The sequence below is a fragment of the Enterobacter sp. Li2LvB3 genome (assembly GCF_056156645.1).
This window is the reverse complement of record NZ_JBSICG010000034.1, coordinates 1-25,889: the sequence shown is the minus strand read 5'-3', so window position 1 is coordinate 25,889 and position 25,889 is coordinate 1. Positions and strand designations below refer to the sequence as shown.

Here is a 25,889-nt window from a genome sequence, read left to right as displayed (position 1 = left end):
TTATGCTGAGCATTCTCTGGAATCTGGCGGCGTTCATTGTTGCACTGGGTGTACTGATTACCGTGCATGAATTTGGCCATTTCTGGGTTGCTCGTCGTTGCGGTGTGCGGGTCGAGCGATTTTCCATTGGTTTCGGTAAATCGCTCTGGAAGCGCACCGACAAGCAAGGCACCGAGTTTGTCCTCGCACTTATTCCCCTGGGCGGTTATGTCAAAATGCTCGACGAACGTGTCGAGCCTGTCGCCCCTGAACTTCGACACAGCGCGTTTAACAACAAAACGGTTGGACAACGCGCCGCCATCATTGCTGCCGGGCCGGTAGCTAATTTCATCTTTGCTATTTTCGCCTACTGGCTGGTGTTTATCATCGGCGTCCCTGGCGTTCGTCCGGTTGTGGGTGAAATTGCTGCCGACTCCATCGCGGCGAGTGCGCAAATTACACCAGGGATGGAACTTAAAGCGATTGATGGCATCGAAACCCCTGATTGGGATGCCGTGCGACTGCAACTGGTAGCCAAAATCGGTGATGCGCAGACCACTGTCAGCGTGTCGCCATTTGGTTCTGACCAGCGGCAGGACAAAGTGCTGGATTTACGTCACTGGAGTTTTGAGCCTGACAAAGAGGACCCGGTCTCTGCACTGGGGATTCGACCGCGCGGCGCGCAGATCGAACCGGTATTAGCCGAAGTACAGGCGAATTCGGCTGCGAGCAAAGCGGGTTTGCAAGCGGGCGACAGGATCGTTAAAGTCGATGGTCAGCCATTAACACAGTGGATGACCTTTGTTAATCTGGTGCGCGATAATCCAGGCACTTCACTCGCACTGGAAGTAGAAAGGCAGGGGAGTCCGCTTTCACTGACGCTTATCCCGGATACCAAATCGGGCGGCAAAAAGGCAGAAGGGTTTGCAGGCGTTGTGCCGAAAGTCATCCCACTGCCAGATGAGTACAAGACAATACGCCAGTATGGGCCGTTCAGCGCCATCCTTGAAGCCACGGATAAAACATGGCAACTGATGAAGCTAACGGTCAACATGTTGGGGAAATTGATAACCGGTGATGTGAAACTGAACAACCTCAGTGGGCCAATATCTATTGCTCAGGGGGCTGGGATGTCAGCGGAATTCGGGGTGATTTACTATCTCATGTTCCTCGCGCTCATTAGCGTGAACCTTGGGATAATCAACCTGTTCCCGCTTCCCGTATTAGACGGGGGTCATCTGCTGTTTTTAGCGATTGAAAAGCTAAAAGGCGGACCGGTATCCGAGCGAGTTCAAGACTTTAGTTATCGCATTGGCTCGATTTTGCTGGTGCTGTTAATGGGGCTTGCACTTTTCAATGATTTCTCTCGGTTGTAAGAGAGTGTTAGGAAGAACGCATAATAACGATGGCGATGAAAAAGTTGCTCATAGCGTCGCTGCTGTTTAGCAGCGCCACCGTATACGGTGCTGACGGGTTCGTAGTGAAAGATATTCATTTCGAAGGCCTCCAGCGTGTCGCCGTTGGTGCGGCCCTCCTCAGTATGCCTGTACGCCCCGGCGATACGGTTAATGATGATGATATCAGTAACACCATCCGTGCTCTGTTTGCCACTGGCAACTTTGAGGACGTTCGCGTTCTGCGCGATGGTGATACGCTGCTGGTTCAGGTAAAAGAACGCCCAACGATCGCCAGTATCACTTTCTCCGGTAACAAATCGGTTAAAGATGACATGCTCAAGCAAAACCTTGAAGCATCTGGTGTCCGTGTTGGTGAATCTCTGGACCGCACCACCCTTTCCGATATTGAGAAAGGCCTGGAAGATTTCTACTACAGCGTCGGTAAATACAGTGCCAGCGTGAAAGCGGTCGTGACTCCGCTGCCACGTAACCGTGTAGACCTGAAGCTGGTATTCCAGGAAGGTGTTTCTGCGAAGATCCAACAGATCAACATCGTAGGGAACCATGCTTTCAGTACCGACGAACTGATCTCAACCTTCCAGCTGCGCGACGAAGTGCCATGGTGGAACGTTGTTGGCGATCGTAAATACCAGAAACAGAAACTGGCGGGTGACCTTGAAACCCTGCGCAGCTACTACCTGGATCGCGGTTATGCCCGTTTCAACATTGACTCTACTCAGGTCAGTCTGACTCCGGACAAGAAAGGTATCTACATTACGATTAACATCACTGAAGGCGAGCAGTACAAGCTTTCTGGTGTTGAAGTGAGTGGGAACCTGGCGGGGCACTCTGCTGAGATTGAGTCTCTGACTAAAATTCAGCCGGGCGAGCTGTATAGCGGTGCTAAAGTGACCAAAATGGAAGACAGCATTAAGAAGCTGCTCGGCCGTTATGGTTATGCGTACCCGCGTGTACAAACTCAGCCTGAAATCAACGACACGGATAAGACCGTTAAACTGCGCGTAAATGTGGATGCGGGTAACCGTTTCTACGTGCGTAAGATCCGTTTCGAAGGCAACGATACCTCCAAAGATTCCGTACTGCGCCGCGAAATGCGTCAGATGGAAGGTGCATGGCTGGGTAGCGACCTGGTAGACCAGGGTAAAGAGCGTCTGAACCGTCTGGGTTACTTTGAAACGGTTGATACCGATACTCAACGCGTACCGGGCAGCCCTGATCAGGTTGATGTTGTCTATAAAGTCAAAGAACGTAACACCGGTAGCTTTAACTTCGGTGTGGGTTACGGTACTGAAAGCGGCGTGAGCTTCCAGGTAGGTGTCCAGCAGGATAACTGGCTGGGTACAGGTTACTCCGTTGGTATCAACGGCACCAAAAACGACTACCAGACCTATTCTGAATTCTCTGTTACTAACCCATACTTCACCGTTGACGGTGTAAGCCTGGGTGGTCGTATCTTCTATAACGACTTTAAAGCAGATAACGCAGACCTGTCCTCCTATACCAACAAGAGTTATGGTGTAGATGGTACGCTCGGCTTCCCGATCAACGAATACAACACCCTGCGTACAGGTTTAGGCTACGTGCATAACGACCTGTCTAACATGCAACCGCAGGTGGCAATGTGGCGTTATCTGGACTCCATCGGGCAGTCAACCAGCAAGACCGGTGACAACAACGGTTTTGCGGCAGATGACTTCACCTTTAACTATGGCTGGACATATAACCGTCTTGACCGTGGTTACTTCCCGACGGAAGGTTCTCGCGTCAACCTGAACGGTAAAGTTACCGTGCCGGGTTCCGATAACGAGTTCTACAAAGTAACGCTGGATACCGCGTCTTACTTCCCAATCGATGACGACCACAAATGGGTTATTCTGGGTCGTACCCGTTGGGGTTATGGCGATGGTTTAGGTGGCAAAGAACTGCCATTCTATGAAAACTTCTATGCGGGTGGTTCCAGCACCGTACGTGGCTTCCAGTCCAACAACATTGGTCCGAAAGCGGTCTATTACGGTGGGAACAAATCGGATAACTGTAATAAATCCTCGTCAACGGAAGTCTGTAGCTCCAATGATGCGGTGGGCGGTAACGCTATGGCGGTTGCCAGCCTGGAGTTCATTACTCCAACGCCGTTTATCAGTGACAAGTATGCAAACTCCGTACGTACATCCGTATTCTGGGATGCGGGTACAGTTTGGGATACTAACTGGGAAAATACCGCTCAGATGCGTGCAGAAGGCATTCCGGACTACAGCGATCCGAGCAATATTCGCATGTCTGCGGGTATCGCATTACAATGGATGTCACCGCTGGGGCCGTTGGTCTTCTCATACGCCCAGCCGTTTAAGAAATATGATGGAGATAAGTCGGAACAGTTCCAGTTTAACATTGGTAAAACCTGGTAATAATCCGCAGCAATGGAATGCACTGGCAGTGTAGCGCTGACAACCGGCGATCGGTAAACGGTCGCCTTGCCACGCAAAGAACGGTACCTTGAGGTACCAATGGGATGGTAAGGAGTTTATTGTGAAAAAGTGGTTATTAGCTGCAGGTCTCGGTTTAGCGATGGTAACTTCTGCTCAGGCAGCAGACAAAGTTGCAATCGTCAATATGGGTAGCTTGTTCCAGCAGGTTGCGCAGAAAACAGGCGTTTCCGCAACTCTGGAAAACGAGTTCAAAGGCCGTGCAAGCGAACTGCAAGGTATGGAAAACGATCTTCAGTCCAAGATGCAGCGTTTGCAGCGTGATGGTTCTACCATGAAAGCAGCCGATCGCAGCAAAATGGAAAAAGACGTAATGGCTCAGCGCCAGACTTTCTCCCAGAAAGCACAAGCTTTCGAGCAGGATCGTCAGCGTCGTTCTAACGAAGAACGCGGCAAACTGGTGACTCGCATTCAGACCGCTGTTAAAGCCGTTGCCGCCGATCAGGGTATCGATCTGGTTGTGGATGCGAATGCCGTTGCTTACAACAGCAACGATGTTAAAGACATCACCGCTGATGTTCTGAAACAGGTTAAATAAGTAATGCCTTCTATTCGACTGGCTGATTTAGCTCAGCAGTTGGATGCAGAATTACACGGTGATGGCGATCTCGTCATCACCGCTGTTGCGTCCATGCAATCTGCTAAAACTGGCAACATTACCTTCATGGTAAGCCCTAAGTACCGTGAACATCTGGCTCAATGCCAGGCGTCTGCCGTTGTTCTGACGCAGGACGATCTTCCGTTTGCCACAGGCGCTGCGCTGGTAGTGAAAAATCCCTACCTGACGTATGCACGCATGGCTCAAATTCTTGATACCACGCCGCAGCCGGCACAGAACATTGCTGCCAGTGCAGCAATTGATTCAACGGCGCAGCTGGGTAACAACGTTTCAATTGGCGCAAACGCCGTTATCGAATCCGGGGTTGTGCTCGGTGATAACGTGGTGATTGGCCCGGGTTGTTTCGTTGGGAAAAATACGAAAATTGGTGCGGGTTCCCGTTTATGGGCCAATGTGTCCGTTTACCACGAAGTCGAGATCGGCGAAAATTGCCTCGTTCAGTCCAGTACCGTGATCGGTTCTGACGGATTCGGTTATGCCAACGATCGTGGTAACTGGGTTAAGATCCCGCAGCTTGGTCGCGTGATTATCGGCGATCGTGTTGAGATCGGTGCCTGTACCACCATTGACCGTGGCGCGCTTGACGACACCATTATTGGTAACGGTGTTATCATCGATAACCAGTGTCAGATTGCACATAACGTTGTGATTGGCGACAATACTGCCGTTGCTGGTGGCGTCATTATGGCGGGCAGCCTTAAAATTGGTCGCTACTGTATGATTGGTGGTGCCAGCGTGATTAACGGGCATATGGAAATATGCGACAAAGTCACGGTGACCGGAATGGGCATGGTGATGCGTCCTATCACTGAGCCAGGCGTCTATTCCTCTGGTATCCCGCTACAGCCTAATAAGGTGTGGCGCAAAACCGCAGCTCTGGTGATGAATATTGATGATATGAGCAAGCGACTCAAGGCTCTTGAGCGCAAGATCGATCAACAAGACTAAGCGTTCATCCAATAAACGCTAAATTTCCCGGCCTGTCGGCTTTCTTATAAACCGGCAGGCCGTGTTATTATTGCTATTCAGTACATTTTGACAGGAAGAGTATTTTGACTACTGACACTCATACTCTGCATATTGAAGAGATTTTAGAACTTCTGCCGCACCGCTACCCATTCTTGCTGGTAGACCGTGTGCTGGATTTTGAAGAAGGTCGTTTTCTGCGCGCAGTGAAAAATGTCTCCGTTAATGAGCCATTCTTCCAGGGGCACTTCCCTGGTAAACCTATCTTCCCGGGTGTGTTGATCCTGGAAGCGATGGCACAGGCTACTGGTATTCTGGCGTTTAAAAGCGTTGGTAAGCTGGAGCCTGGTGAGCTGTATTACTTCGCGGGTATCGATGAAGCACGCTTTAAGCGTCCAGTCGTGCCTGGTGATCAGATGATCATGGAAGTCACTTTTGAAAAAACACGCCGCGGCCTGACTCGCTTCAAAGGTGTAGCTCTGGTTGACGGTAAAGTTGTTTGCGAAGCGACAATGATGTGCGCGCGTAGCCGGGAGGCCTGATACGTGATTGATAAATCCGCCTTTATTCATCCTACCGCTATTGTGGAAGTCGGCGCCATTATTGGTGCTAACGCTCACATTGGCCCGTTTTGTATTGTTGGACCCCATGTCGAAATTGGTGAGGGTACAGTACTGAAATCTCATGTTGTGGTGAATGGTCATACGACTATTGGCTGCAATAACGAGATCTATCAGTTCGCCTCCATCGGCGAAGTTAACCAGGATCTGAAATATGCTGGTGAATCGACCCGTCTGGAAATCGGCGATCGTAACCGTATTCGTGAAAGCGTCACCATTCATCGTGGAACAGTACAGGGTGGTGGATTGACGAAGGTGGGCAGCGACAACCTGTTTATGGTTAATGCACACATCGCGCATGACTGTACTGTGGGTGACCGCTGTATTCTTGCCAACAACGCAACGCTGGCAGGACACGTATCGGTTGATGATTTCGCAATTATTGGCGGCATGACCGCAGTTCATCAGTTCTGCATCATTGGTGCACACGTGATGGTCGGCGGTTGCTCCGGCGTGGCGCAAGACGTCCCGCCGTATGTAATTGCGCAGGGCAACCATGCAACGCCGTTTGGCGTTAACATCGAAGGCCTCAAGCGTCGTGGTTTCAGCCGCGAAGCCATTACAGCCATCCGTAACGCGTACAAACTGCTGTACCGTAGCGGTAAAACGCTGGAAGAGGCGAAGCCGGAAATTGCCGAGCTGGCGAATAAGTACCCTGAAGTGAACGAGTTCATGGAATTCTTTGAGCGTTCAACGCGTGGTCTGATTCGTTAATGGTCGACAGTCGTCCGCTTACGATAGCCCTGGTCGCCGGAGAAACCTCCGGCGATATTCTTGGTGCAGGTCTTATCCGCGCACTCAAGGCGCGTGTACCCAATGCTCGCTTTGTTGGAGTAGCTGGCCCGCTGATGCAGGCTGAAGGCTGTGAAGCCTGGTATGAAATGGAAGAACTGGCGGTGATGGGCATTGTTGAAGTGCTCGGTCGTTTACGCCGTCTTCTGCATATTCGTGCCGATCTCACCCGCCGTTTTACCGACCTCAAACCTGATGTGTTTGTCGGTATCGATGCGCCTGATTTCAACATTACCCTTGAAGGGAACCTGAAAAAACAGGGCATCAAAACCATTCACTATGTCAGTCCGTCCGTCTGGGCGTGGCGACAGAAACGTGTTTTCAAAATTGGTAGATCCACCAATCTGGTGCTGGCTTTTCTGCCTTTCGAAAAAGCGTTTTATGACAAATTTAATGTCCCGTGTCGTTTTATCGGTCATACCATGGCGGATGCTATGCCGCTTGAGCCAGATAAAAATGCGGCGCGCGACGTTCTGGGCATTGCGCATGATGTGCACTGTCTGGCGTTATTGCCAGGAAGCCGGGGCGCTGAAGTGGAAATGCTTAGTGCCGATTTCCTGAAAACGGCGCAGATTCTTCGCCAGACATACCCCGACCTTGAAGTGGTTGTGCCACTGGTTAATGCTAAGCGCCGTGAACAGTTTGAGCGCATTAAAGCCGACGTTGCGCCCGATCTCCGTGTTCACATGCTGGACGGGAAGGGGCGTGAAGCGATGGTCGCCAGCGATGCCGCACTGCTGGCATCTGGCACGGCTGCGCTGGAGTGTATGCTGGCGAAATGCCCGATGGTGGTGGGCTATCGCATGAAGCCATTCACCTTCTGGCTGGCAAAACGTCTGGTGAAAACCGACTACGTTTCATTACCAAACCTGCTTGCCGGGCGCGAGCTGGTGAAAGAGCTATTGCAGGATGAGTGCCAGCCACAGGCGTTGGCCGATGCGCTATTGCCGCTTCTTGCAGACGGTAAAACCAGCCACCAGATGCATGATACATTCCGGGAATTGCATCAGAAGATCCGCTGTAATGCCGATGAGCAAGCGGCTGACGCGGTGCTGGAGCTAGCAAAATGATGGAATTTATTTACCCGCACACGCATCTCGTTGCCGGTGTGGATGAAGTCGGACGCGGTCCGTTGGTTGGCGCGGTGGTCACCGCAGCGGTGATCCTCGATCCTGCGCGTCCGATTATTGGCCTGAACGACTCAAAAAAACTGTCTGAAAAGCGCCGGTTGGCGTTGTTTGACGAGATTAAAGAACATGCGCTGGCCTGGAGTCTGGGGCGCGCAGAGCCGCATGAGATCGATGAACTGAACATCCTGCACGCCACCATGCTGGCGATGCAGCGTGCGGTGGCAGGCCTGAAAATTGCTCCCGAATACGTTTTGATCGACGGTAACCGCTGCCCAGCATTGCCTGTGCCATCCATGGCGGTCGTCAAAGGTGATAGCCGGGTAGCAGAAATCAGTGCGGCATCTATCATTGCCAAAGTGACACGCGATGCCGAAATGGCCGCGCTGGACCTCACTTATCCCCAGTATGGTTTTGCCCAGCACAAGGGATATCCAACCGCTTTCCATCTGGAAAAGCTGGCTGAACATGGCGCAACTGAACATCATCGGCGCAGTTTTGGCCCGGTGAAACGTGCGCTGGGACTGGTGTCCTGAATCAAGACGCAAGCAATTAAGTAACGCGGAATCTGAAGATGGCTGAACCACGTTTCGTACACCTGCGGGTGCATAGCGACTACTCCATGATCGATGGGCTGGCAAAGACCGGGCCGCTGGTGAAAAAGGCGGCCGCTCTGGGTATGCCTGCGCTGGCGATCACCGATTTTACCAACCTGTGTGGCCTGGTGAAGTTCTACGGAACGGCGCATGGCGCAGGGCTAAAACCTATCGTCGGGGCGGATTTTCATGTGCAGAGCGAACTGCTTGGCGATGAAATGACGCAGATAACCGTGCTGGCTATGAACAACACGGGTTATCAGAACCTCACTTTGCTTATCTCAAAAGCGTATCAGCGCGGTTATGGCGCGTTGGGGCCATGGATTGACCGCGACTGGCTGGCTGAGCTGAACGAAGGTTTGCTGCTGATTTCAGGCGGCCGCATGGGTGATGTCGGACAGAGCCTTCTGCGTGGCAATACTGCACTGGTTGATCAGTGCGTTGCATTCTATGAAGAGTATTTCCCGGATCGCTACTATCTGGAGCTGATCCGTACCGGGCGTGCGGACGAAGAGAACTATCTTCATGCGGCGGTTGCACTTGCCGAAGAGCGTGGTTTGCCCGTTGTGGCCACTAACGATGTGCGTTTTCTTGAACCGGGTGACTTTGATGCCCACGAAATTCGCGTCGCTATCCACGATGGTTTTACCCTCGACGACCCAAAACGTCCGCGTAACTACTCGTCGCAGCAGTACATGCGCGACGAAGACGAGATGTGCGAGCTCTTCTCTGATATCCCGGAAGCGCTGGAAAACAGCGTGGAGATTGCCAAACGCTGTAATGTTACCGTGCGTCTGGGTGAATATTTCCTGCCGCAGTTCCCGACAGGCGACATGACCACGGAAGATTTCCTGGTTGTGAAATCGAAAGAAGGCCTGGAAGAGCGTCTGGAATTCCTGTTCCCGGATGAAGCCGTCCGCAAAGAGAAACGTCCGCCTTATGATGAGCGTCTGGATATTGAACTCCAGGTGATCAACCAGATGGGCTTCCCGGGTTACTTCCTGATCGTTATGGAGTTTATCCAGTGGTCGAAAGATAACGGCGTGCCGGTAGGTCCGGGACGTGGTTCCGGTGCGGGCTCACTGGTTGCTTACGCGCTCAAAATTACCGACCTCGATCCGCTGGAATTTGACCTGCTGTTCGAACGTTTCCTTAACCCGGAACGTGTCTCCATGCCTGACTTCGACGTTGACTTCTGTATGGAGAAACGCGACCAGGTTATCGAACACGTGGCGGACATGTATGGCCGTGATGCGGTATCGCAGATTATTACCTTCGGTACCATGGCGGCGAAAGCGGTTATCCGCGACGTGGGCCGTGTACTGGGCCATCCGTATGGCTTCGTTGATCGTATCTCGAAACTGGTCCCGCCCGATCCGGGCATGACGCTGGCGAAAGCGTTTGAAGCCGAACCGCAGCTGCCGGAAATCTACGAAGCTGACGAAGAGGTCAAAGCGCTGATCGATATGGCGCGCAAGCTGGAGGGCGTCACGCGTAACGCCGGTAAACATGCAGGTGGTGTGGTTATCGCGCCCACCAAAATTACCGACTTTGCACCGCTCTATTGTGACGAAGCTGGCCAGCACCCGGTTACCCAGTTTGACAAAAACGACGTGGAATACGCGGGGCTGGTGAAGTTCGACTTCCTCGGCCTGCGTACGTTGACGATCATCGACTGGGCGCTGAAGATGATCAACCCGCGCCGCGAAAAGCAAGGTCTTGAGCCAATAGACATTGCCGCCATCCCACTGGATGACAAGAAAAGTTTCGATATGCTGCAGCGCTCGGAAACCACGGCGGTTTTCCAGCTTGAATCCCGCGGTATGAAAGACCTGATCAAGCGTCTGCAACCTGACTGCTTCGAAGATATGATCGCACTGGTGGCCCTGTTCCGTCCGGGCCCACTGCAATCAGGGATGGTAGATAACTTTATCGACCGTAAGCACGGGCGCGAAGAGATTTCCTATCCTGACGTGCAGTGGCAGCACGAGTGTCTGAAGCCGGTACTGGAGCCGACGTATGGCATTATCCTGTATCAGGAACAGGTTATGCAGATTGCCCAGGAGCTTTCCGGCTACACCCTTGGCGGCGCAGATATGCTGCGTCGTGCGATGGGTAAGAAAAAGCCGGAGGAGATGGCCAAGCAGCGCGGCACCTTTGAAGAAGGGGCAAAAAGCCGCGGTGTTGACGGCGAACTGGCGATGAAAATCTTCGACCTGGTGGAAAAATTCGCCGGGTACGGATTTAACAAATCTCACTCTGCCGCCTATGCTTTGGTTTCGTACCAGACGCTGTGGCTGAAAGCGCACTATCCGGCTGAATTTATGGCGGCGGTAATGACTGCCGATATGGACAACACCGAGAAGGTGGTTGGCCTGGTAGACGAATGCTGGCGCATGGGGCTTAAGATCCTGCCGCCGGATATCAACTCTGGTCTGTACCATTTCCACGTTAACGAACACGGGGAAATTGTATACGGGATCGGCGCGATCAAAGGTGTGGGTGAAGGCCCGATCGAGGCGATCATCGAAGCGCGTAACAACGGCGGTTATTTCCGTGAGTTGTTCGATCTTTGCGCCCGTACCGACACCAAAAAACTGAACCGCCGCGTGCTTGAAAAACTGATCATGTCTGGCGCGTTCGACAGACTCGGGCCGCACCGTGCGGCGCTGATGAACTCGCTCGGCGATGCGCTGAAAGCAGCCGATCAGCACGCAAAAGCGGAAGCCATTGGCCAGGCAGATATGTTTGGCGTACTGGCAGAAGAGCCAGAGCAGGTTGAGCAGTCGTATTCCAACTGCCAGCCGTGGCCAGAACAGGTCGTACTGGATGGGGAGCGTGAAACCTTAGGTTTGTACCTGACGGGTCACCCAATCAACCAGTACATCAAAGAAATTGAGCGCTATGTCGGAGGCAACAGGCTAAAAGACATGCATCCGACAGATCGTGGTAAAATCACCACGGCTGCGGGGCTCGTGATTGCTGCAAGGGTTATGGTCACCAAGCGCGGCAATCGAATCGGCATCTGTACGCTGGATGACCGTTCCGGGCGTCTGGAGGTGATGTTGTTCACCGACGCGCTGGATAAATACCAGCATTTGCTGGAAAAAGACCGCATACTTATCGTCAGCGGACAGGTCAGCTTTGATGACTTCAGCGGGGGGCTTAAAATGACCGCCCGCGAAGTGATGGACATTGACGAAGCCCGGGAAAAATATGCTCGCGGGCTTGCTATCTCGCTGACGGACAGGCAAATTGATGACCAGCTTTTAAACCGACTCCGTCAGTCTCTGGAACCCCACCGCTCGGGGACCATTCCAGTACATCTCTACTATCAGAGGGCGGATGCACGTGCGCGGTTGCGCTTTGGTGCAACGTGGCGTGTCTCTCCGAGCGATCGTTTACTTAACGATCTCCGTGGCCTCATTGGTTCGGAGCAGGTGGAACTGGAGTTTGACTAATACAGGAATACTATGAGTCTGAATTTCCTTGATTTCGAACAGCCGATTGCAGAGCTGGAAGCGAAAATCGATTCTCTGACCGCGGTTAGCCGTCAGGATGAAAAACTGGATATTAACATCGACGAAGAAGTGCATCGTCTGCGCGAAAAAAGCGTAGAACTGACGCGCAAAATCTTTGCCGATCTCGGCGCATGGCAGATTGCCCAGCTGGCGCGTCACCCACAGCGTCCGTACACCCTGGATTATGTCCGCCTGGCGTTTGATGAGTTTGACGAACTGGCAGGCGATCGCGCTTATGCCGACGACAAAGCTATCGTTGGTGGAATCGCCCGTCTGGACGGACGCCCGGTGATGATCATTGGTCATCAGAAAGGTCGTGAAACCAAAGAAAAAATTCGCCGTAACTTCGGGATGCCTGCACCAGAAGGCTACCGTAAAGCCCTGCGTCTGATGGAGATGGCTGAGCGTTTTAACATGCCAATCATCACCTTCATCGACACCCCGGGTGCTTACCCTGGCGTGGGCGCTGAAGAGCGCGGTCAGTCTGAAGCCATTGCACGCAACCTGCGTGAAATGTCTCGTCTGAGCGTTCCGGTCATCTGTACCGTTATCGGTGAAGGTGGTTCCGGCGGCGCGCTGGCAATTGGCGTGGGCGATAAAGTGAATATGCTGCAATACAGCACCTATTCTGTTATCTCCCCGGAAGGCTGTGCATCTATTCTGTGGAAGAGTGCGGACAAAGCGCCTCTGGCTGCCGAAGCGATGGGCATCATTGCTCCGCGTCTGAAAGAGCTGAAGCTTATCGACTCCGTTATCCCAGAGCCTCTGGGTGGCGCGCACCGTAAGCCGGAAGTGATGGCTGCTTCCCTGAAAGCACAGCTGCTGGCAGACCTGGCAGACCTCGATGTGCTCAGCAAAGAAGACCTGCTGAACCGCCGTTATCAGCGTCTGATGACCTACGGTTACGCATAATCTTCACAATTATCTGAAAAGCCGCACAATGTTGCGGCTTTTTTTATACCTGCGGTTTACCCTGGCTATGCTTAGCTAATGTTTTTCAAGGAGGTAAACCATGAACATTATTGCCATCATGGGGCCACATGGCGTCTTTTATAAAGACGAGCCCATCAAGGAGCTGGAGCAGACACTACAGTCTCGCGGATACCAGCTTATCTGGCCGCATAACAGCGCCGATCTGCTGAAGTTCATTGAGCACAACCCGCGTATCTGCGGTGTTATCTTTGACTGGGATGAGTACGACCTGGAGTTGTGCAGCGAAATTAACAAGCTTAACGAATATCTTCCGCTGTATGCCTTTATCAATACCCATTCCACGATGGACGTCAGCGCACATGATATGCGTATGGCTTTGTGGTTCTTTGAGTATTCACTCGGCGTTGCGGAAGATATTGCGACCCGCATTCAGCAATACACCCGTGAGTACCTCGACAACATTACGCCGCCGTTCACCCGGGCGCTGTTCACATATGTGAAAGAAGGTAAATACACATTCTGTACGCCAGGCCACATGGCGGGAACGGCGTATCAGAAAAGCCCGGTAGGCTGTCTGTTCTATGATTTCTTTGGTGGAAATACCCTTAAGGCGGATGTGTCGATTTCGGTCACTGAACTGGGATCTCTGCTTGATCACACTGGCCCGCATCTTGAGGCCGAAGAGTATATTGCGCGCACTTTTGGGGCTGAACAGAGCTACATGGTGACCAACGGCACCTCGACGTCGAATAAAATCGTCGGTATGTATGCCGCACCCGCCGGAAGTACGCTGCTGATTGACCGTAACTGCCATAAATCGCTGGCCCATTTATTGATGATGAGCGATGTCGTCCCGCTCTGGCTATCGCCCACGCGTAATGCGCTCGGTATTTTGGGGGGGATCCCGCGCCGTGAATTTAGTCATACGGCCATTGAAAACAAGGTGGCCTCAGTTTCCGGTGCAAGCTGGCCCGTTCACGCAGTGATAACCAACTCGACTTACGACGGCCTGCTGTACAACACCAACTGGATCAAGCAAACGCTGGATGTTCCCTCGATACACTTTGATTCCGCCTGGGTGCCTTACACCAACTTCCACCCGATCTATGCGGGAAAAAGCGGAATGAGCGGTGAGCGTGTGCCAGGGAAAGTGTTCTTCGAAACGCAGTCGACCCACAAAATGTTGGCTGCGTTTTCTCAGGCTTCGCTTATCCACATCAAGGGCGAGTATGACGAAGAGACATTCAACGAAGCCTTTATGATGCACACCACCACGTCGCCAAGCTATCCACTGGTGGCCTCTATTGAAACGGCGGCGGCAATGCTGCGTGGCAATCCGGGCAAGCGTTTGATCAATCGTTCGGTGGAACGGGCGCTGCATTTCCGCAAAGAAGTTCAGCGTCTGAAAGAGGAGGCCGATGGCTGGTTCTTTGACATCTGGCAGCCGGAGGAGATTGAGGAGGCAGAGTGCTGGCCGGTTTCCCCTGGCGAAAACTGGCACGGATTCCGCGATGCGGATGCTGACCACATGTTCCTCGACCCGGTAAAAGTGACGATCCTGACTCCGGGTATGGATGAACAAGGCAATATGAGCGATGAAGGGATCCCCGCTGCGCTGGTGGCGAAATTCCTTGATGAGCGCGGAGTGGTGGTAGAGAAAACCGGGCCGTATAACCTGCTATTCCTGTTCAGTATAGGGATCGATAAAACCCGCGCGATGGGGCTGCTGCGGGGGCTGATGGAGTTTAAACGCGCTTACGATCTGAACCTGCGGGTCAAAAACATGCTGCCGGATCTCTACGCGGAAGATCCTGATTTCTACCGCAATATGCGTATTCAGGATCTGGCCCAGGGGATCCACAAACTGATCCGCCAGCACGATCTGCCGCGTCTGATGTTGCAGGCTTTTGACGTTCTGCCGGAAATGAAGCTGACGCCGCATAATGCCTGGCAGCGTCAGGTCAAAGGCGAGGTGCAAACCGTCGAACTGGAAAACCTGGTCGGGCGAGTGTCGGCCAATATGATCCTGCCTTATCCGCCGGGTGTTCCACTTCTGATGCCGGGTGAGATGATCACCGAAGAGAGCCGGGCGGTACTCGATTTTCTGCTGATGCTGTGTTCTGTAGGCCGGCACTATCCGGGCTTTGAAACGGACATCCACGGTGCGAAACGTGATGAACAGGGCGTTTACTGGGTCAGAGTCCTAAAATAAGTGGGACTACTTGCGTGGTCCGGGTTTTAGGTTGTAACGTTCTGGCTTCATAAAAAGGAGAAGCTATGCTGGGTTTAAAACAGGTTCATCATATAGCGATCATTGCGACCGATTACGAGAAAAGTAAGTCTTTTTACTGCGATATTCTGGGCTTTACGCTGTTGAGCGAAGCCTATCGCGAGGAGCGTGACTCCTGGAAAGGCGATCTCGCGTTAAACGGGCAGTATGTGATTGAGCTGTTTTCTTTTCCTTTCCCGCCAGCACGCCCCTCGCGCCCAGAGGCCTGTGGTCTTCGGCATCTCGCCTTTAGCGTAGGTGATATCGATAATGCGGTGAAGCACCTTGAAACCCACGGTGTGAAATGCGAGGCGATTCGCATCGATCCTTTTACGGATAAGCGATTTACCTTCTTCAACGACCCGGATGGTCTGCCGCTGGAGCTTTACCAGCAGTAATATCCGTCATGTGTGATAATGCCCGTCTTGTTCGGGCATTTTTTTGCGCAAACCTTTTATGACCTTACCTGCGATCGCTCATGCTGTTTCACCGTACCGCCAGCTGCTGGTGGGGTTTAGCGGTGGGCTGGATTCAACCGTTCTGCTTCATCGCCTTAAATGCTGGCGCGATCAAGAGCCTGACGTCCAGATCAGGGCGATACATATTCATCATGGGTTGAGCCCCCATGCGGATGCCTGGGTGGCGCATTGCGAGGCGCTGTGCGCAGCATGGGCGATTCCGCTGAGTGTTGAGCGGGTGATACTCAAGGATGAAGGGCTGGGCATCGAGGCGCAAGCGCGTAAAGCCCGTTACGCTGCTTTTGCCGGTGCAATTCAACCGGGTGAAGCGCTGGTAACGGCGCAGCATCTGGACGATCAATGCGAAACCTTTTTGCTCGCGCTTAAGCGTGGAAGCGGCCCGGCGGGATTGTCCGCCATGCCTGAGCGGGCGGATTTTGCTGGCACCGTGTTAATTCGCCCATTACTGGGTGAGACGCGTGCCTCGCTGGAATCCTGGGCCCGAAAGAATGACCTGCGCTGGATTGAAGATGAAAGCAATCAGGACGACAGCTATGACCGTAACTTCCTGCGTCTTCGTGTTTTGCCGCAGCTGACTGAGCGTTGGGGGCATTTTGCCGAAGCCACGGCGCGAAGCGCGATGCTGTGCGCTGAACAGGAAAGTCTGCTGGACGAGTTGCTGAGTGAAGAGTTGGCTGAGCTGATCTCTGCTGATGGCGCGCTGTCTATCGTACCAATGGAAACACTGAGTGCAGTACGCCGTGCAGCCCTGCTGAGACGCTGGCTGGCATCGCATAACGCCCCAATGCCATCGCGGGCAATGCTGAACCGTCTCTGGGACGAGGTTGCTCAGGCGCGTGACGATGCCACACCTTGTCTGCATCTGAATGGGTTTGAGGTAAGACGCTATAAAGGGCAGCTCTGGTGGATTAAATCAACCCCTTCACTGTCTGATGTGGTGCTCGACTGGCCACGTTCTGGCGAAGTGCTGGTGTTGCCCTATGGCGCGGGAAAAGTTTCCCTGGCGAATGCGGGCCATGTGCGTCTACCGAAAAACGATGAACCTGTTACCGTACGCTTTAAAGCCCGTGGGATGCTGCATATTGTTGGAAGAAACGGCGGGCGTAAGCTGAAAAAGATATGGCAGGAGTGCAATGTTCCACCCTGGCACCGTGATGCCACGCCTTTGCTTTTCTACGGTGAAACGCTGATTGCGGCTGCGGGTGTCTTTATTACCGAAGAGGGCTGGGCAGAAGAGGGGGTGCGTTTTGAATGGCACGCGTAACGGGCAGCCAGGCTGCCCGTTAAGGGTAATCAGGACTCGCTCACCACGACAGTGCCGATTTCCGGGTGGCTGAAGCTGGCAATTTTGTCCAGGCGAAGCTCACGCGTTGCTCCGGCATCTTCAACTATCAGATATTCCACATTCTTTCGTGAAACCAGGTCGCTGGCTTTCGCCTTCAATACTTCGCCATCTTTTAGCTCCAGCGTCAGTATTAAATGATGCTGGCAGGCGAGTTCGAGGTTGTCATAGTCATCACAATTGATGGGTTGATAAGTATCATTCATCGACATAATCGCTCACCAGTAAATTCGCCGCAGCATATGCTGCTTTTTCCCTGACCGATTCTGAAAGGCTCTCATCAGAGGCCACTTCATTAAGCACTTTCAATACACAGCCCAACGCGTCCGGGATGTATCCCAGATCCCCGCTGGCGATTTCCGCATACCTTTTGCGAATTAACTCACAATAATTATTCACATCCCCTCCCGCCAGCGCACTGACTTACTGTGAGATATCATTAAGCCTACGAAGATAAACTCGGTTTAGCAAGGTGACTATACCATACTCATTCAAGCAATATCAGCGCCTTGATAGTGATGCATTCATCACCTGGTAACAGCCTTTTCGCGCTATTTTCGCTACAATGTGCGCCTGATTCGAAAGGAGTTCTCTCATGGCGCTGAAAGCGACAATTTATAAAGCTGTGGTCAATGTGGCGGATCTTGACCGCAACCAGTTTCTCGATGCGTCATTGACGCTGGCGCGCCACCCTTCTGAAACTCAGGAACGCATGATGCTGCGCCTGCTGGCATGGATTAAGTATGCCGATGAGCGTCTGCAATTTACGCGTGGCTTGAGCGCGGAGGACGAGCCAGAAGCCTGGCTGCGCAACGATCACCTGGGTATCGATTTGTGGATTGAACTCGGCCTGCCGGATGAGCGTCGTGTGAAAAAGGCCTGTACCCAGTCCGCTGAAGTGGCGTTGTTCGCGTATAATCAGCGAGCTGCGGAGATCTGGTGGCAGCAAAGCAAGAATAAGTGCGGACAGTTTAAAAATCTCACTGTCTGGTACCTGGATGATGAGCAACTGGCCCAACTGAGCGAGTTTGCCAGCCGTACGATGGTATTGCAGGCGACGATTCAGGACGGCGCAATCTGGCTTTCTGATTCTCAGAATAATCTGGAAATTCATCTCGCGGCGTGGCAACCCTCCGCATGATTGTCTTATCCCGGAATGTCAGTATTCCTGATAACGAGCTGGAGATCACTGCGATCCGTGCTCAGGGTGCCGGTGGGCAACATGTCAATAAGGCTTCAACGGCCATCCATTTGCGCTTTGACATCCGGGCCTCCAGCCTGCCAGAGTATTATAAAGAAAGTCTGCTTGCCGCCAGCCATCATCTGATTACCAGCGATGGCGTGATTGTGATTAAAGCGCAGGAGTACCGCAGCCAGGAGTTAAACCGGGAAGCGGCGATCTCCAGGCTGGTAGCAGTTATTAAAGAGTTAACCGCAGTACAGAAAAGCCGCCGGGCTACGCGACCAACCCGCGCATCAAAAGAGCGCCGGTTGTCGTCGAAGGCGCAAAAATCCACAGTGAAGGCACTACGCGGTAAAGTTCGTCGCCCCACAGAGTGACGAAAAGGAACATTATTTTTCATAAGGATGTCATTGTGAAAAAAGCACTATTGTCAGCATTGGCAGTGAGTACGCTCTTTGCACTTTTCGGGTGTAACAACCGTGCGGAAACGCAGGCATTACAGCCAACGCAGTCTGAAGAATTAAAACCGATGCAGCAGAGCTGGCGCGGTGTACTGCCGTGCGCTGATTGTGAAGGTATCGAAACCTCGCTATTCCTGGAAAAAGACGGTACCTGGGTCATGAACCAGCACTATCAGGGCGCGAAAGGTCCTTCTTCCTTCGCCACCTATGGCACATGGGCACGCACCGCTGAGAAACTGGTCCTGACGGATACGACAGGCGAGAAAACCTGGTTCCGCCCTAAAGGTGAAGGGATGGAGATGCTCGATCGTGAAGGCAATCCGATTGAGTCGCAGTTCAACTACACGCTGGCCCCTGTAAAAGCGGCACTCCCGGCCACGCCGATGGCGATGCGGGGGATGTATTTCTACATGGCTGATGCGGCGATATTTACCGACTGTGCGACAGGTAAGAAAGTCAGCGTGGCGAACAATGCCCAGCTGGAGCGTGATTTTGCAGTAGCGCGTGGCAATGACAGTAAACCGGTATTACTGACGGTTGATGGTCATTTTACGATGGAGCCAAACCCGGATAGCGGAGAGATGGTGAAAACGCTGGTGGCGGATAAAGACGCGAAATTCCTGGCGGGCAAAAATTGCAGCAGCAAATAAGCTGAGTTAATCCATTAAAAAACCCCGCATGTGCGGGGTTTTTTGTTTCTTAACCTTTGATGGCTTTTACCAGGTAATCAAGGATTTCACCGGTCTTGATCATCTGCTTCTCGCCGTTGCGACGGTATTTGTATTCAATATCATCGCTGTCGAGGTTACGGTCGCCGATAACCACAGTATGTGGAATACCGATCAGCTCCATGTCAGCAAACATCACGCCAGGACGCTCTTTACGGTCGTCCATCAGCACTTCAATACCCTGCGCGCGCAGCTCGCCGTACAGTTTTTCGGCCAGCTCCTGCACACGGTAAGACTTGTGCATGTTCATTGGCAGAATCGCTACCTGGAATGGTGCGATGTTATCTGGCCAGACGATGCCACGCTCGTCGTAGTTCTGCTCAATCGCCGCCGCGACCACACGCGTCACCCCGATACCGTAGCAACCCATGGTCAGAACCTGGTTACGACCATCTTCACCCTGAACGGCTGCATTCATCGCGCGGGAGTATTTATCACCCAGCTGGAAGATGTGGCCCACTTCGATGCCACGTTTGATCATCAGAGTACCCTGGCCATCCGGGCTTGGGTCACCGGCAACCACATTACGAATATCCGCCACTTCTGGCGTCGCAACATCGCGATCCCAGTTGATGCCGAAGTAGTGCTTACCATCGATGTTTGCGCCAGCGGAGAAGTCGCTCATTGCCGCAACTGTACGGTCAACAACCACCGGGATTGGCATATTCACTGGACCCAGGGAACCTGGGCCTGCGTTTACAACCGCGCGGATTTCCGCTTCTGTTGCGAAAGTCAGCGGGCTGGCAACCTGCGACAGTTTCTCGGCTTTTACTTCGTTCAGTTCGTGATCGCCGCGAACCAGCAGGGCGACCAGCGGGCTCTTGCTGCCTTCAACCGCTTTCACCAGCAGGGTTTTAACCGTTTTCTCGATCGGCAGATTGAATTGTTCCACCAGTTCGGCAATGGTTTTCGCGTTTGGCGTATCAACCAATTTCATCTCTTCAGTAGCTGCGGCGCGTGGTGCTTTTGGTGCCAGGGCTTCAGCAAACTCGATGTTAGCGGCGTAATCAGAGGAGTCAGAGAAGATAACATCGTCTTCACCGCTCTGAGCCAGTACCTGGAATTCATGCGATGCGCTACCACCGATAGAGCCGGTGTCAGCCTGTACCGCACGGAAATCCAGATCCATGCGGGAGAAGATTTTGCTGTACGCTTCGTACATCTTGTCGTAAGTCTCTTGCAGAGATTCCTGAGACGTGTGGAAAGAGTACGCATCTTTCATCAGGAATTCGCGGGAGCGCATTACGCCAAAGCGCGGGCGCACTTCGTCACGGAATTTGGTCTGGATCTGGAAGAAGTTCAGCGGCAGCTGTTTATAAGAGCTCAGCTCATTACGGATAAGATCGGTAATGACTTCTTCATGCGTTGGGCCTAGGACAAACGGACGATCGCCGCGATCGGCAATACGCAGCAGTTCAGGACCGTACTGTTCCCAGCGACCGCTCTCCTGCCATAGCTCAGAGGGCTGAACTACCGGCATTAACACCTCGATAGCACCGGCGTTGTTCATCTCTTCACGCACGATGTTTTCGACTTTTTTCAGGACGCGCACGCCGGTCGGCAGCCAGGTGTATAACCCGGAGGCCAGCTTGCGGATCATCCCGGCGCGCAGCATCAGCTGGTGGCTGATCACCTCGGCGTCGGCAGGTGTCTCCTTCAGAGTGGAGAGCAGATATTGGCTAGTACGCATGTTGTTACGGTTCCGTTTCGACGAGTAGGACAGACTGAATGCTCAACCTGACACAAAAAAAGTGGTTTAGTTTACCAGTGTGGCAAAGATGCCAAAAGAGAGGAAAATAAAATTACCTGGGTTCCAGGGCAAAGACTTCAAATCCCGCCTCAGTCACGCGCCAGCGAACGTTAAAATCCAGCAGCCACACGGCATAGGTTTTCCCGGTTTCCTCTCCCTTACGGTAAGCCGGACGTGGATCCTGAGCCAGAACGTCAACGATAAAATCGCGCAGGCGAGGATAGTGCTTTTCCAGCAGCGTTATCTGGGCGGTTAACTCTGGTGTGAAGCGAACGGGCATATCTGCCTGCGGTGCTTCCTGGGCATAGCTTGCGCGCGCATCCGGCAGGGCTTCAGCAAAGGGCAGGTAAGGCTTGATGTCTATAACTGGGGTGCCATCCACAAGATCAAGGCTTCCTAATTCCAGTATGACCTGATCTTTCTGCGTCCGAATGCCTTTCAGCTCGACCAGAGACATGCCAATGGGGTTCGGGCGGAAGGTGGAGCGGGTCGCGAACACGCCCATTCTGGCATTTCCACCCAGACGCGGAGGGCGAACGGTTGGACGCCAGCCACCTTCCATCGTCTGGTGAAAGACAAATACAACCCATAAGTGGCTGAATGCCTCGAGCCCGCGTACCGCATCGGCCTGATTATAAGGCGCGATGAAGTGAAGTTCGCCACCGCGGCTTTTGACCAGACCAGGCTGGCGCGGCACGGCGAACTTCTCTTTATAAGGTGAGCGGATAATGCCTATCTGCTCGAACTGAAATGAACTCATTTCGCCGAAATGGTAAGCGCAGTACCAAGACAAACCGCCTGACGGTAGCAGCCTGGTGTACCGCTGGTCACTTCACAGCTGTGCAGCAGTACCGCGTTGGCTTTCATTTTTGCGGCGTTAATCTGCAGGCGTTTACGAGCAGTTGGGATGTTTGGTGGAGAGTCCTGATTAGTTGCCTGGCAGGATTCACCGCTCACATCGCCCAGTTCACGGAAAGGCTTGCCCACGAGATCGTCGGCTTTAGTAATAATGCGCACCGGCGCAGGACGTGGCGCTTTCGGTTTTGCTGGCTCTGCCTTTGGCGGGGTTGCAGTGCTTTGAACAGGCTCAACAGGAGATCTGCTTAGCATAGAACAGCCGCTCAGCATCAGTGCTAAAAGACAGATCGGTAAAGCACGCATAATAGTTCCTCAATGGATAATCAAATCGTCAGATATTGAATCAGTTGCCTGCATAAATGACAAGACGGGCTTTCGCCCGTCCTGATGATATTACACTGATGTGAGATTACCAGCCTTTAACAGCGCCGCCGTTAAACACCTTGTTGGCTTCCTGGTAAACTTCGTCAGACTGATAAGCCTGAACGAATTTCTTCACGTTTTCCGCGTCTTTGTTGTCTTCGCGAGTCACGATCAGGTTTACGTATGGAGAGTCTTTATCTTCAACGAAGATACCGTCTTTTGCCGGCGTCAGGCCAATCTGGCTTGCGTAGGTGGTGTTGATGACAGCCAGGGCAATCTGTGCGTCGTCCAGAGAACGTGGCAGTTGCGGCGCTTCCAGCTCAACAATTTTCAGATTTTTCGGGTTCTCAGTCACGTCAAGAACGGTCGGCAGCAGGCCAACACCGTCTTTCAGTTTGATCAGGCCCACTTTCTGCAACAGCAGCAGGGAACGACCGAGGTTAGTCGGGTCGTTAGGCACCGCGACCTGGGAGCCTGGCTGCAGTTCGTCCAGGGTTTTAATTTTCTTGGAGTAACCGGCAATTGGGTAAACGAAAGTGTTACCTGCCGCAACCAGCTTGTAACCACGGTCTTTGATCTGCTGATCCAGGTATGGTTTATGCTGGAAGGCGTTAGCGTCGATATCACCTTTGCTCAGCGCTTCGTTCGGCAGAACGTAGTCATTGAAGGTAACCAGCTCTACGTCCAGACCGTATTTTTCTTTAGCCACTTTCTGAGCGACTTCAGCAACCTGCTGCTCTGCACCCACAATCACGCCCACTTTAATATGGTTTGGATCTTTTTCGTCCTGACCGCAACCCACCAGTGCCAGAGAGCCAATCAGCGCGCCTACCGCTGCAAAGGTCTTTAATTTAAACGCCATGTTATATCCTTAACTCGTCGAGTTTGTGTTGTGTGTAACGTTATTTGTGAGTAACAGCCCGGACGATGCGATCGCCAGAGAATTGGATTAAGTAAACCAGAACAACCAGCAATACCAGAACAGTATTCATTACGGTAGCGTTATAGCCAATATAACCGTACTGATAGCCAATCTGCCCTAAACCACCGGCGCCGACAGCACCGCCCATCGCGGAATAACCGACCAGCGTAATGAGGGTGATCGTTGCGGCGTTCACCAGACCCGGCAGCGCTTCAGGCAGCAAGACTTTGCGAACGATCTGCATCGGGGTCGCACCCATGGCACGTGATGCTTCAATCAAACCTGTCGGGATCTCCAGCAATGCGTTCTCAACCATACGGGCGATAAACGGTGCAGCACCGACGGTCAATGGGACGATTGCGGCCTGCAAGCCGATGGAGGTACCCACGATCACACGGGTGAAAGGAATCATCCATACCAGAAGAATAATGAACGGAATGGAACGGAAGATGTTCACCAGAGCAGAAAGGGTACGATAGAGCTTCGCGTTTTCAATAATTTGCCCCGGGCGAGTTACATACAGCAGTACGCCGACCGGCAGACCAATGACGAAACCAAAAAAGCCCGATACAAAGGTCATTGCCAGCGTTTCCCAAACGCCGCGAACCAGCAGCCACATCATCGGTTCAGACATAACCCAATACCTCTACTTTTACATGGTGTTCTTGCAGCCAGGCGATTGCGCCTTGCGTTTCTTCTTGTGTGCCGTGCATTTCCGTCAGCATGATGCCGAACTTCACGCCGCCGGCGTAATCCATCTGCGCGCTAATAATGTTGTTGTTCACGTTAAAGCGACGCGCGGTTTCGGAAAGCAGTGGTGCATCCACGGACTGACCGGTGAATTCCATACGCAACATTGGCACGCTGTCGGCAGCTGGCTCTGCTTTTAAACGCGCCAGATAATCTTCCGGAATATCCAGATGCAGCGTGGATTGAATAAACTGTTGCGCGAGCGGCGTTTTCGGATGCGAGAACACTTCACTTACGGTGTCTTGCTCAATCAGTTCACCATTGCTGATCACGGCTACGCAGTCACAGATGCGTTTAACCACGTCCATCTCATGAGTAATAAGAAGGATGGTCAGGCCCAGACGACGGTTAATGTCTTTCAGCAGTTCCAGAATAGAACGTGTGGTTGCCGGGTCTAATGCGCTGGTGGCTTCATCGCACAGCAGCACTTTAGGATTACTGGCCAGCGCACGGGCGATTGCCACACGCTGTTTTTGGCCACCGGACAGGTTTGCCGGATAGCTGTCGTGTTTATCTGCCAGACCAACCAGGTCCAGCAGTTCGGTGACGCGACGCTTAACTTCTTCTTTAGGCGTGTTGTCCAGCTCCAGCGGCAAAGCGACGTTGCCGAACACGGTGCGGGATGCCAGCAGGTTGAAGTGCTGGAAGATCATGCCAATCTGGCGACGCGCTTTTGTTAATTCTTTCTCTGAGAGTGCGGTAAGTTCTTGTCCGCCAACTTCTACGCTGCCCTGGCTTGGGCGCTCAAGCAGGTTAACACAACGGATCAGCGTACTTTTACCCGCACCCGATGCGCCAATGACGCCATAAATTTGACCAGCAGGAACATGCAGGCTGACGTTGTTCAGCGCCTGAATGGTTCGGTTCCCCTGCTGGAACACTTTGGTGATATTGGAAAGTTTAATCATTAGATTATTTTTATCGTATGTAAGTTAGCCGTGGCATTTTATTCTGCCGGATACGGGTGATGACCGTAAACAAAATGGATGTTAAGGCATCCAGACGTCTAAATCAATCCAACTCTGTGCGATGAGCACTTTATTGCGCTGTGATTCATGAGATACTAACCGGACACGCCTTTTTCAGGAGCAAACCGGTGGCAAAATCAGTACCCGCAATTTTTCTCGATCGTGATGGCACCATTAATGTGGATCACGGTTATGTCCATGAGATTGACGCGTTCGAGTTTATCGAAGGCGTAATAGATGCAATGCGCCAGTTAAAAGAGATGGGCTATGCGCTGGTGGTTGTCACCAACCAGTCTGGTATTGCTCGCGGTAAATTCACCGAGGCGCAGTTTGAAACGCTAACGGAATGGATGGACTGGTCGTTAGCCGATCGTGGTGTCGATCTCGACGGTATCTATTATTGCCCGCACCACCCACAGGGAACAGTAGAAGAGTATCGTCAGACCTGCGACTGTCGTAAGCCGCATCCGGGTATGTTTATCTCTGCGCAGGAATTTCTGCACATTGATATGGCTGCTTCTTATATGGTGGGCGATAAACTGGAAGATATGCAGGCCGCAACCGCAGCCGGCGTAGGCACCAAAATATTAGTTCGCACCGGCAAGCCAGTGACGCCAGAAGCAGAGAATGCAGCGGATTGGGTGATTAATAGCCTGGCAGAGCTGCCAAAAGAGATTAAAAAGCACCAAAAATAGGCGTTTTGGCTAAAAGGTGAGCGGTTGAAATAAAATTGTATTTTTCCGCTTGTCATTCCTCGGAAGC

General features: G+C 52.6%; 25 protein-coding genes. 17 read left to right on the top strand and 8 right to left on the bottom strand.

Annotation, left to right across the window (positions count from 1 at the left end):
• The first annotated feature begins 2 nt into the window (after window positions 1–2).
• From rseP to tilS, 13 genes are all read left to right on the top strand, one after another.
• Window positions 3–1,355: a sigma E protease regulator RseP gene (gene rseP / locus ACS603_RS21670; protein ID WP_182059636.1), complete on the top strand. Its 1,353-nt coding sequence runs from the start codon at window positions 3–5 to the stop codon at window positions 1,353–1,355.
• 29 nt (window positions 1,356–1,384) lie between these two features.
• The gene (gene bamA / locus ACS603_RS21665) at window positions 1,385–3,802 is read left to right on the top strand and encodes an outer membrane protein assembly factor BamA (protein ID WP_182059637.1); all 2,418 of its coding nucleotides are present in this window, start codon (window positions 1,385–1,387) and stop codon (window positions 3,800–3,802) included.
• A 121-nt stretch (window positions 3,803–3,923) separates the two neighbouring features.
• Window positions 3,924–4,418, top strand: coding sequence for a molecular chaperone Skp (gene skp / locus ACS603_RS21660; protein ID WP_182059638.1), 495 nt, complete (start codon window positions 3,924–3,926; stop codon window positions 4,416–4,418).
• Between the two features lie 3 nt (window positions 4,419–4,421).
• On the top strand, window positions 4,422–5,447 hold the full coding sequence (gene lpxD / locus ACS603_RS21655; protein ID WP_315687946.1) for a UDP-3-O-(3-hydroxymyristoyl)glucosamine N-acyltransferase: 1,026 nt from the start codon (window positions 4,422–4,424) through the stop codon (window positions 5,445–5,447).
• A 104-nt stretch (window positions 5,448–5,551) separates the two neighbouring features.
• Window positions 5,552–6,007 (top strand): 3-hydroxyacyl-ACP dehydratase FabZ, encoded by a 456-nt coding sequence (gene fabZ / locus ACS603_RS21650; protein ID WP_007373234.1) that lies wholly within the window; start codon window positions 5,552–5,554, stop codon window positions 6,005–6,007.
• A 3-nt stretch (window positions 6,008–6,010) separates the two neighbouring features.
• Entirely contained in the window at window positions 6,011–6,799 is a 789-nt protein-coding gene (gene lpxA, locus ACS603_RS21645) for an acyl-ACP--UDP-N-acetylglucosamine O-acyltransferase (RefSeq protein WP_182059642.1), read from the top strand.
• Window positions 6,799–7,947: a lipid-A-disaccharide synthase gene (gene lpxB / locus ACS603_RS21640; protein ID WP_182059644.1), complete on the top strand. Its 1,149-nt coding sequence runs from the start codon at window positions 6,799–6,801 to the stop codon at window positions 7,945–7,947. Before lpxA ends, lpxB begins: the two co-directional genes overlap by 1 nt.
• Window positions 7,944–8,540, top strand: a complete 597-nt coding sequence (gene rnhB / locus ACS603_RS21635) for a ribonuclease HII (protein WP_014068980.1) — start codon at window positions 7,944–7,946, stop codon at window positions 8,538–8,540. The genes lpxB and rnhB overlap by 4 nt, the downstream gene beginning before the upstream one ends.
• Before the next feature lie 38 nt (window positions 8,541–8,578).
• Complete coding sequence (gene dnaE, locus ACS603_RS21630; protein WP_182059647.1) at window positions 8,579–12,061, top strand: DNA polymerase III subunit alpha; 3,483 nt, start codon at window positions 8,579–8,581, stop codon at window positions 12,059–12,061.
• 12 nt (window positions 12,062–12,073) lie between these two features.
• Entirely contained in the window at window positions 12,074–13,033 is a 960-nt protein-coding gene (gene accA / locus ACS603_RS21625) for an acetyl-CoA carboxylase carboxyl transferase subunit alpha (RefSeq protein WP_182059649.1), read from the top strand.
• 100 nt (window positions 13,034–13,133) lie between these two features.
• A complete protein-coding gene (locus ACS603_RS21620) occupies window positions 13,134–15,266 on the top strand; it encodes a lysine decarboxylase LdcC (RefSeq protein WP_182059651.1) in 2,133 nt (710 codons plus the stop codon).
• Between the two features lie 65 nt (window positions 15,267–15,331).
• Entirely contained in the window at window positions 15,332–15,721 is a 390-nt protein-coding gene (locus ACS603_RS21615; protein WP_474944920.1) for a VOC family protein, read from the top strand.
• A 58-nt stretch (window positions 15,722–15,779) separates the two neighbouring features.
• Window positions 15,780–17,066, top strand: a complete 1,287-nt coding sequence (tilS, locus tag ACS603_RS21610; RefSeq protein WP_474944919.1) for a tRNA lysidine(34) synthetase TilS — start codon at window positions 15,780–15,782, stop codon at window positions 17,064–17,066.
• Between the two features lie 29 nt (window positions 17,067–17,095).
• Here the strand turns inward: tilS and rof are convergent, their stop codons facing one another.
• Window positions 17,096–17,356, bottom strand: coding sequence for a Rho-binding antiterminator (gene rof, locus ACS603_RS21605; RefSeq protein ID WP_010426685.1), 261 nt, complete (start codon window positions 17,354–17,356; stop codon window positions 17,096–17,098).
• Window positions 17,343–17,543, bottom strand: coding sequence for a YaeP family protein (locus ACS603_RS21600; protein WP_006173580.1), 201 nt, complete (start codon window positions 17,541–17,543; stop codon window positions 17,343–17,345). The genes rof and ACS603_RS21600 overlap by 14 nt, the downstream gene beginning before the upstream one ends.
• A 196-nt stretch (window positions 17,544–17,739) precedes the next feature.
• Between ACS603_RS21600 and ACS603_RS21595 the strand changes: the two genes are divergently transcribed.
• From ACS603_RS21595 to nlpE, 3 genes are read left to right on the top strand one after another with little or no spacing between them, the layout of a single operon-like run.
• Window positions 17,740–18,285 carry a YaeQ family protein gene (locus ACS603_RS21595; protein WP_182059657.1) on the top strand — a complete coding sequence of 182 codons (546 nt, stop codon included), beginning with the start codon at window positions 17,740–17,742 and terminating at the stop codon, window positions 18,283–18,285.
• Window positions 18,282–18,704, top strand: coding sequence for an alternative ribosome rescue aminoacyl-tRNA hydrolase ArfB (gene arfB / locus ACS603_RS21590; RefSeq protein WP_182059659.1), 423 nt, complete (start codon window positions 18,282–18,284; stop codon window positions 18,702–18,704). The genes ACS603_RS21595 and arfB overlap by 4 nt, the downstream gene beginning before the upstream one ends.
• Before the next feature lie 35 nt (window positions 18,705–18,739).
• Window positions 18,740–19,438 carry an envelope stress response activation lipoprotein NlpE gene (gene nlpE / locus ACS603_RS21585; RefSeq protein ID WP_182059662.1) on the top strand — a complete coding sequence of 233 codons (699 nt, stop codon included), beginning with the start codon at window positions 18,740–18,742 and terminating at the stop codon, window positions 19,436–19,438.
• A 49-nt stretch (window positions 19,439–19,487) separates the two neighbouring features.
• Here the strand turns inward: nlpE and proS are convergent, their stop codons facing one another.
• The 6 genes from proS to metN all read right to left on the bottom strand — a co-directional run bounded on the left by proS (window position 19,488) and on the right by metN (window position 25,067).
• Window positions 19,488–21,206: a proline--tRNA ligase gene (gene proS, locus ACS603_RS21580; RefSeq protein ID WP_474944918.1), complete on the bottom strand. Its 1,719-nt coding sequence runs from the start codon at window positions 21,204–21,206 to the stop codon at window positions 19,488–19,490.
• 112 nt (window positions 21,207–21,318) lie between these two features.
• Window positions 21,319–22,026, bottom strand: coding sequence for a tRNA (N6-threonylcarbamoyladenosine(37)-N6)-methyltransferase TrmO (tsaA, locus tag ACS603_RS21575; RefSeq protein ID WP_474944917.1), 708 nt, complete (start codon window positions 22,024–22,026; stop codon window positions 21,319–21,321).
• Complete coding sequence (rcsF, locus tag ACS603_RS21570; RefSeq protein WP_014068991.1) at window positions 22,023–22,427, bottom strand: Rcs stress response system protein RcsF; 405 nt, start codon at window positions 22,425–22,427, stop codon at window positions 22,023–22,025. The genes tsaA and rcsF overlap by 4 nt, the downstream gene beginning before the upstream one ends.
• A 106-nt stretch (window positions 22,428–22,533) precedes the next feature.
• Window positions 22,534–23,349, bottom strand: a complete 816-nt coding sequence (gene metQ, locus ACS603_RS21565; protein ID WP_182059669.1) for a methionine ABC transporter substrate-binding lipoprotein MetQ — start codon at window positions 23,347–23,349, stop codon at window positions 22,534–22,536.
• A 40-nt stretch (window positions 23,350–23,389) separates the two neighbouring features.
• Entirely contained in the window at window positions 23,390–24,043 is a 654-nt protein-coding gene (locus ACS603_RS21560) for a methionine ABC transporter permease MetI (protein ID WP_003856130.1), read from the bottom strand.
• On the bottom strand, window positions 24,036–25,067 hold the full coding sequence (gene metN / locus ACS603_RS21555) for a methionine ABC transporter ATP-binding protein MetN (protein WP_315687948.1): 1,032 nt from the start codon (window positions 25,065–25,067) through the stop codon (window positions 24,036–24,038). The genes ACS603_RS21560 and metN overlap by 8 nt, the downstream gene beginning before the upstream one ends.
• Before the next feature lie 188 nt (window positions 25,068–25,255).
• Between metN and gmhB the strand changes: the two genes are divergently transcribed.
• Complete coding sequence (gene gmhB, locus ACS603_RS21550) at window positions 25,256–25,822, top strand: D-glycero-beta-D-manno-heptose 1,7-bisphosphate 7-phosphatase (protein WP_182059675.1); 567 nt, start codon at window positions 25,256–25,258, stop codon at window positions 25,820–25,822.
• Window positions 25,823–25,889 lie beyond the last annotated feature (67 nt).

Bases quoted from the DNA above. Each gene is read 5' to 3' on its own strand.
- rcsF (WP_014068991.1), bottom strand. From the start codon at position 22,427: ATGCGTGCTTTACCGATCTGTCTTTTAGCACTGATGCTGAGCGGCTGT.
- dnaE (WP_182059647.1), top strand. From the start codon at position 8,579: ATGGCTGAACCACGTTTCGTACACCTGCGGGTGCATAGCGACTACTCC.
- tsaA (WP_474944917.1), bottom strand. From the start codon at position 22,026: ATGAGTTCATTTCAGTTCGAGCAGATAGGCATTATCCGCTCACCTTAT.
- accA (WP_182059649.1), top strand. From the start codon at position 12,074: ATGAGTCTGAATTTCCTTGATTTCGAACAGCCGATTGCAGAGCTGGAA.
- rseP (WP_182059636.1), top strand. From the start codon at position 3: ATGCTGAGCATTCTCTGGAATCTGGCGGCGTTCATTGTTGCACTGGGT.
- metN (WP_315687948.1), bottom strand. From the start codon at position 25,067: ATGATTAAACTTTCCAATATCACCAAAGTGTTCCAGCAGGGGAACCGA.
- ACS603_RS21560 (WP_003856130.1), bottom strand. From the start codon at position 24,043: ATGTCTGAACCGATGATGTGGCTGCTGGTTCGCGGCGTTTGGGAAACG.
- arfB (WP_182059659.1), top strand. From the start codon at position 18,282: ATGATTGTCTTATCCCGGAATGTCAGTATTCCTGATAACGAGCTGGAG.
- rof (WP_010426685.1), bottom strand. From the start codon at position 17,356: ATGTCGATGAATGATACTTATCAACCCATCAATTGTGATGACTATGAC.
- ACS603_RS21595 (WP_182059657.1), top strand. From the start codon at position 17,740: ATGGCGCTGAAAGCGACAATTTATAAAGCTGTGGTCAATGTGGCGGAT.
- rnhB (WP_014068980.1), top strand. From the start codon at position 7,944: ATGATGGAATTTATTTACCCGCACACGCATCTCGTTGCCGGTGTGGAT.
- ACS603_RS21620 (WP_182059651.1), top strand. From the start codon at position 13,134: ATGAACATTATTGCCATCATGGGGCCACATGGCGTCTTTTATAAAGAC.
- tilS (WP_474944919.1), top strand. From the start codon at position 15,780: ATGACCTTACCTGCGATCGCTCATGCTGTTTCACCGTACCGCCAGCTG.
- lpxD (WP_315687946.1), top strand. From the start codon at position 4,422: ATGCCTTCTATTCGACTGGCTGATTTAGCTCAGCAGTTGGATGCAGAA.
- bamA (WP_182059637.1), top strand. From the start codon at position 1,385: ATGGCGATGAAAAAGTTGCTCATAGCGTCGCTGCTGTTTAGCAGCGCC.
- lpxB (WP_182059644.1), top strand. From the start codon at position 6,799: ATGGTCGACAGTCGTCCGCTTACGATAGCCCTGGTCGCCGGAGAAACC.
- metQ (WP_182059669.1), bottom strand. From the start codon at position 23,349: ATGGCGTTTAAATTAAAGACCTTTGCAGCGGTAGGCGCGCTGATTGGC.
- ACS603_RS21615 (WP_474944920.1), top strand. From the start codon at position 15,332: ATGCTGGGTTTAAAACAGGTTCATCATATAGCGATCATTGCGACCGAT.
- proS (WP_474944918.1), bottom strand. From the start codon at position 21,206: ATGCGTACTAGCCAATATCTGCTCTCCACTCTGAAGGAGACACCTGCC.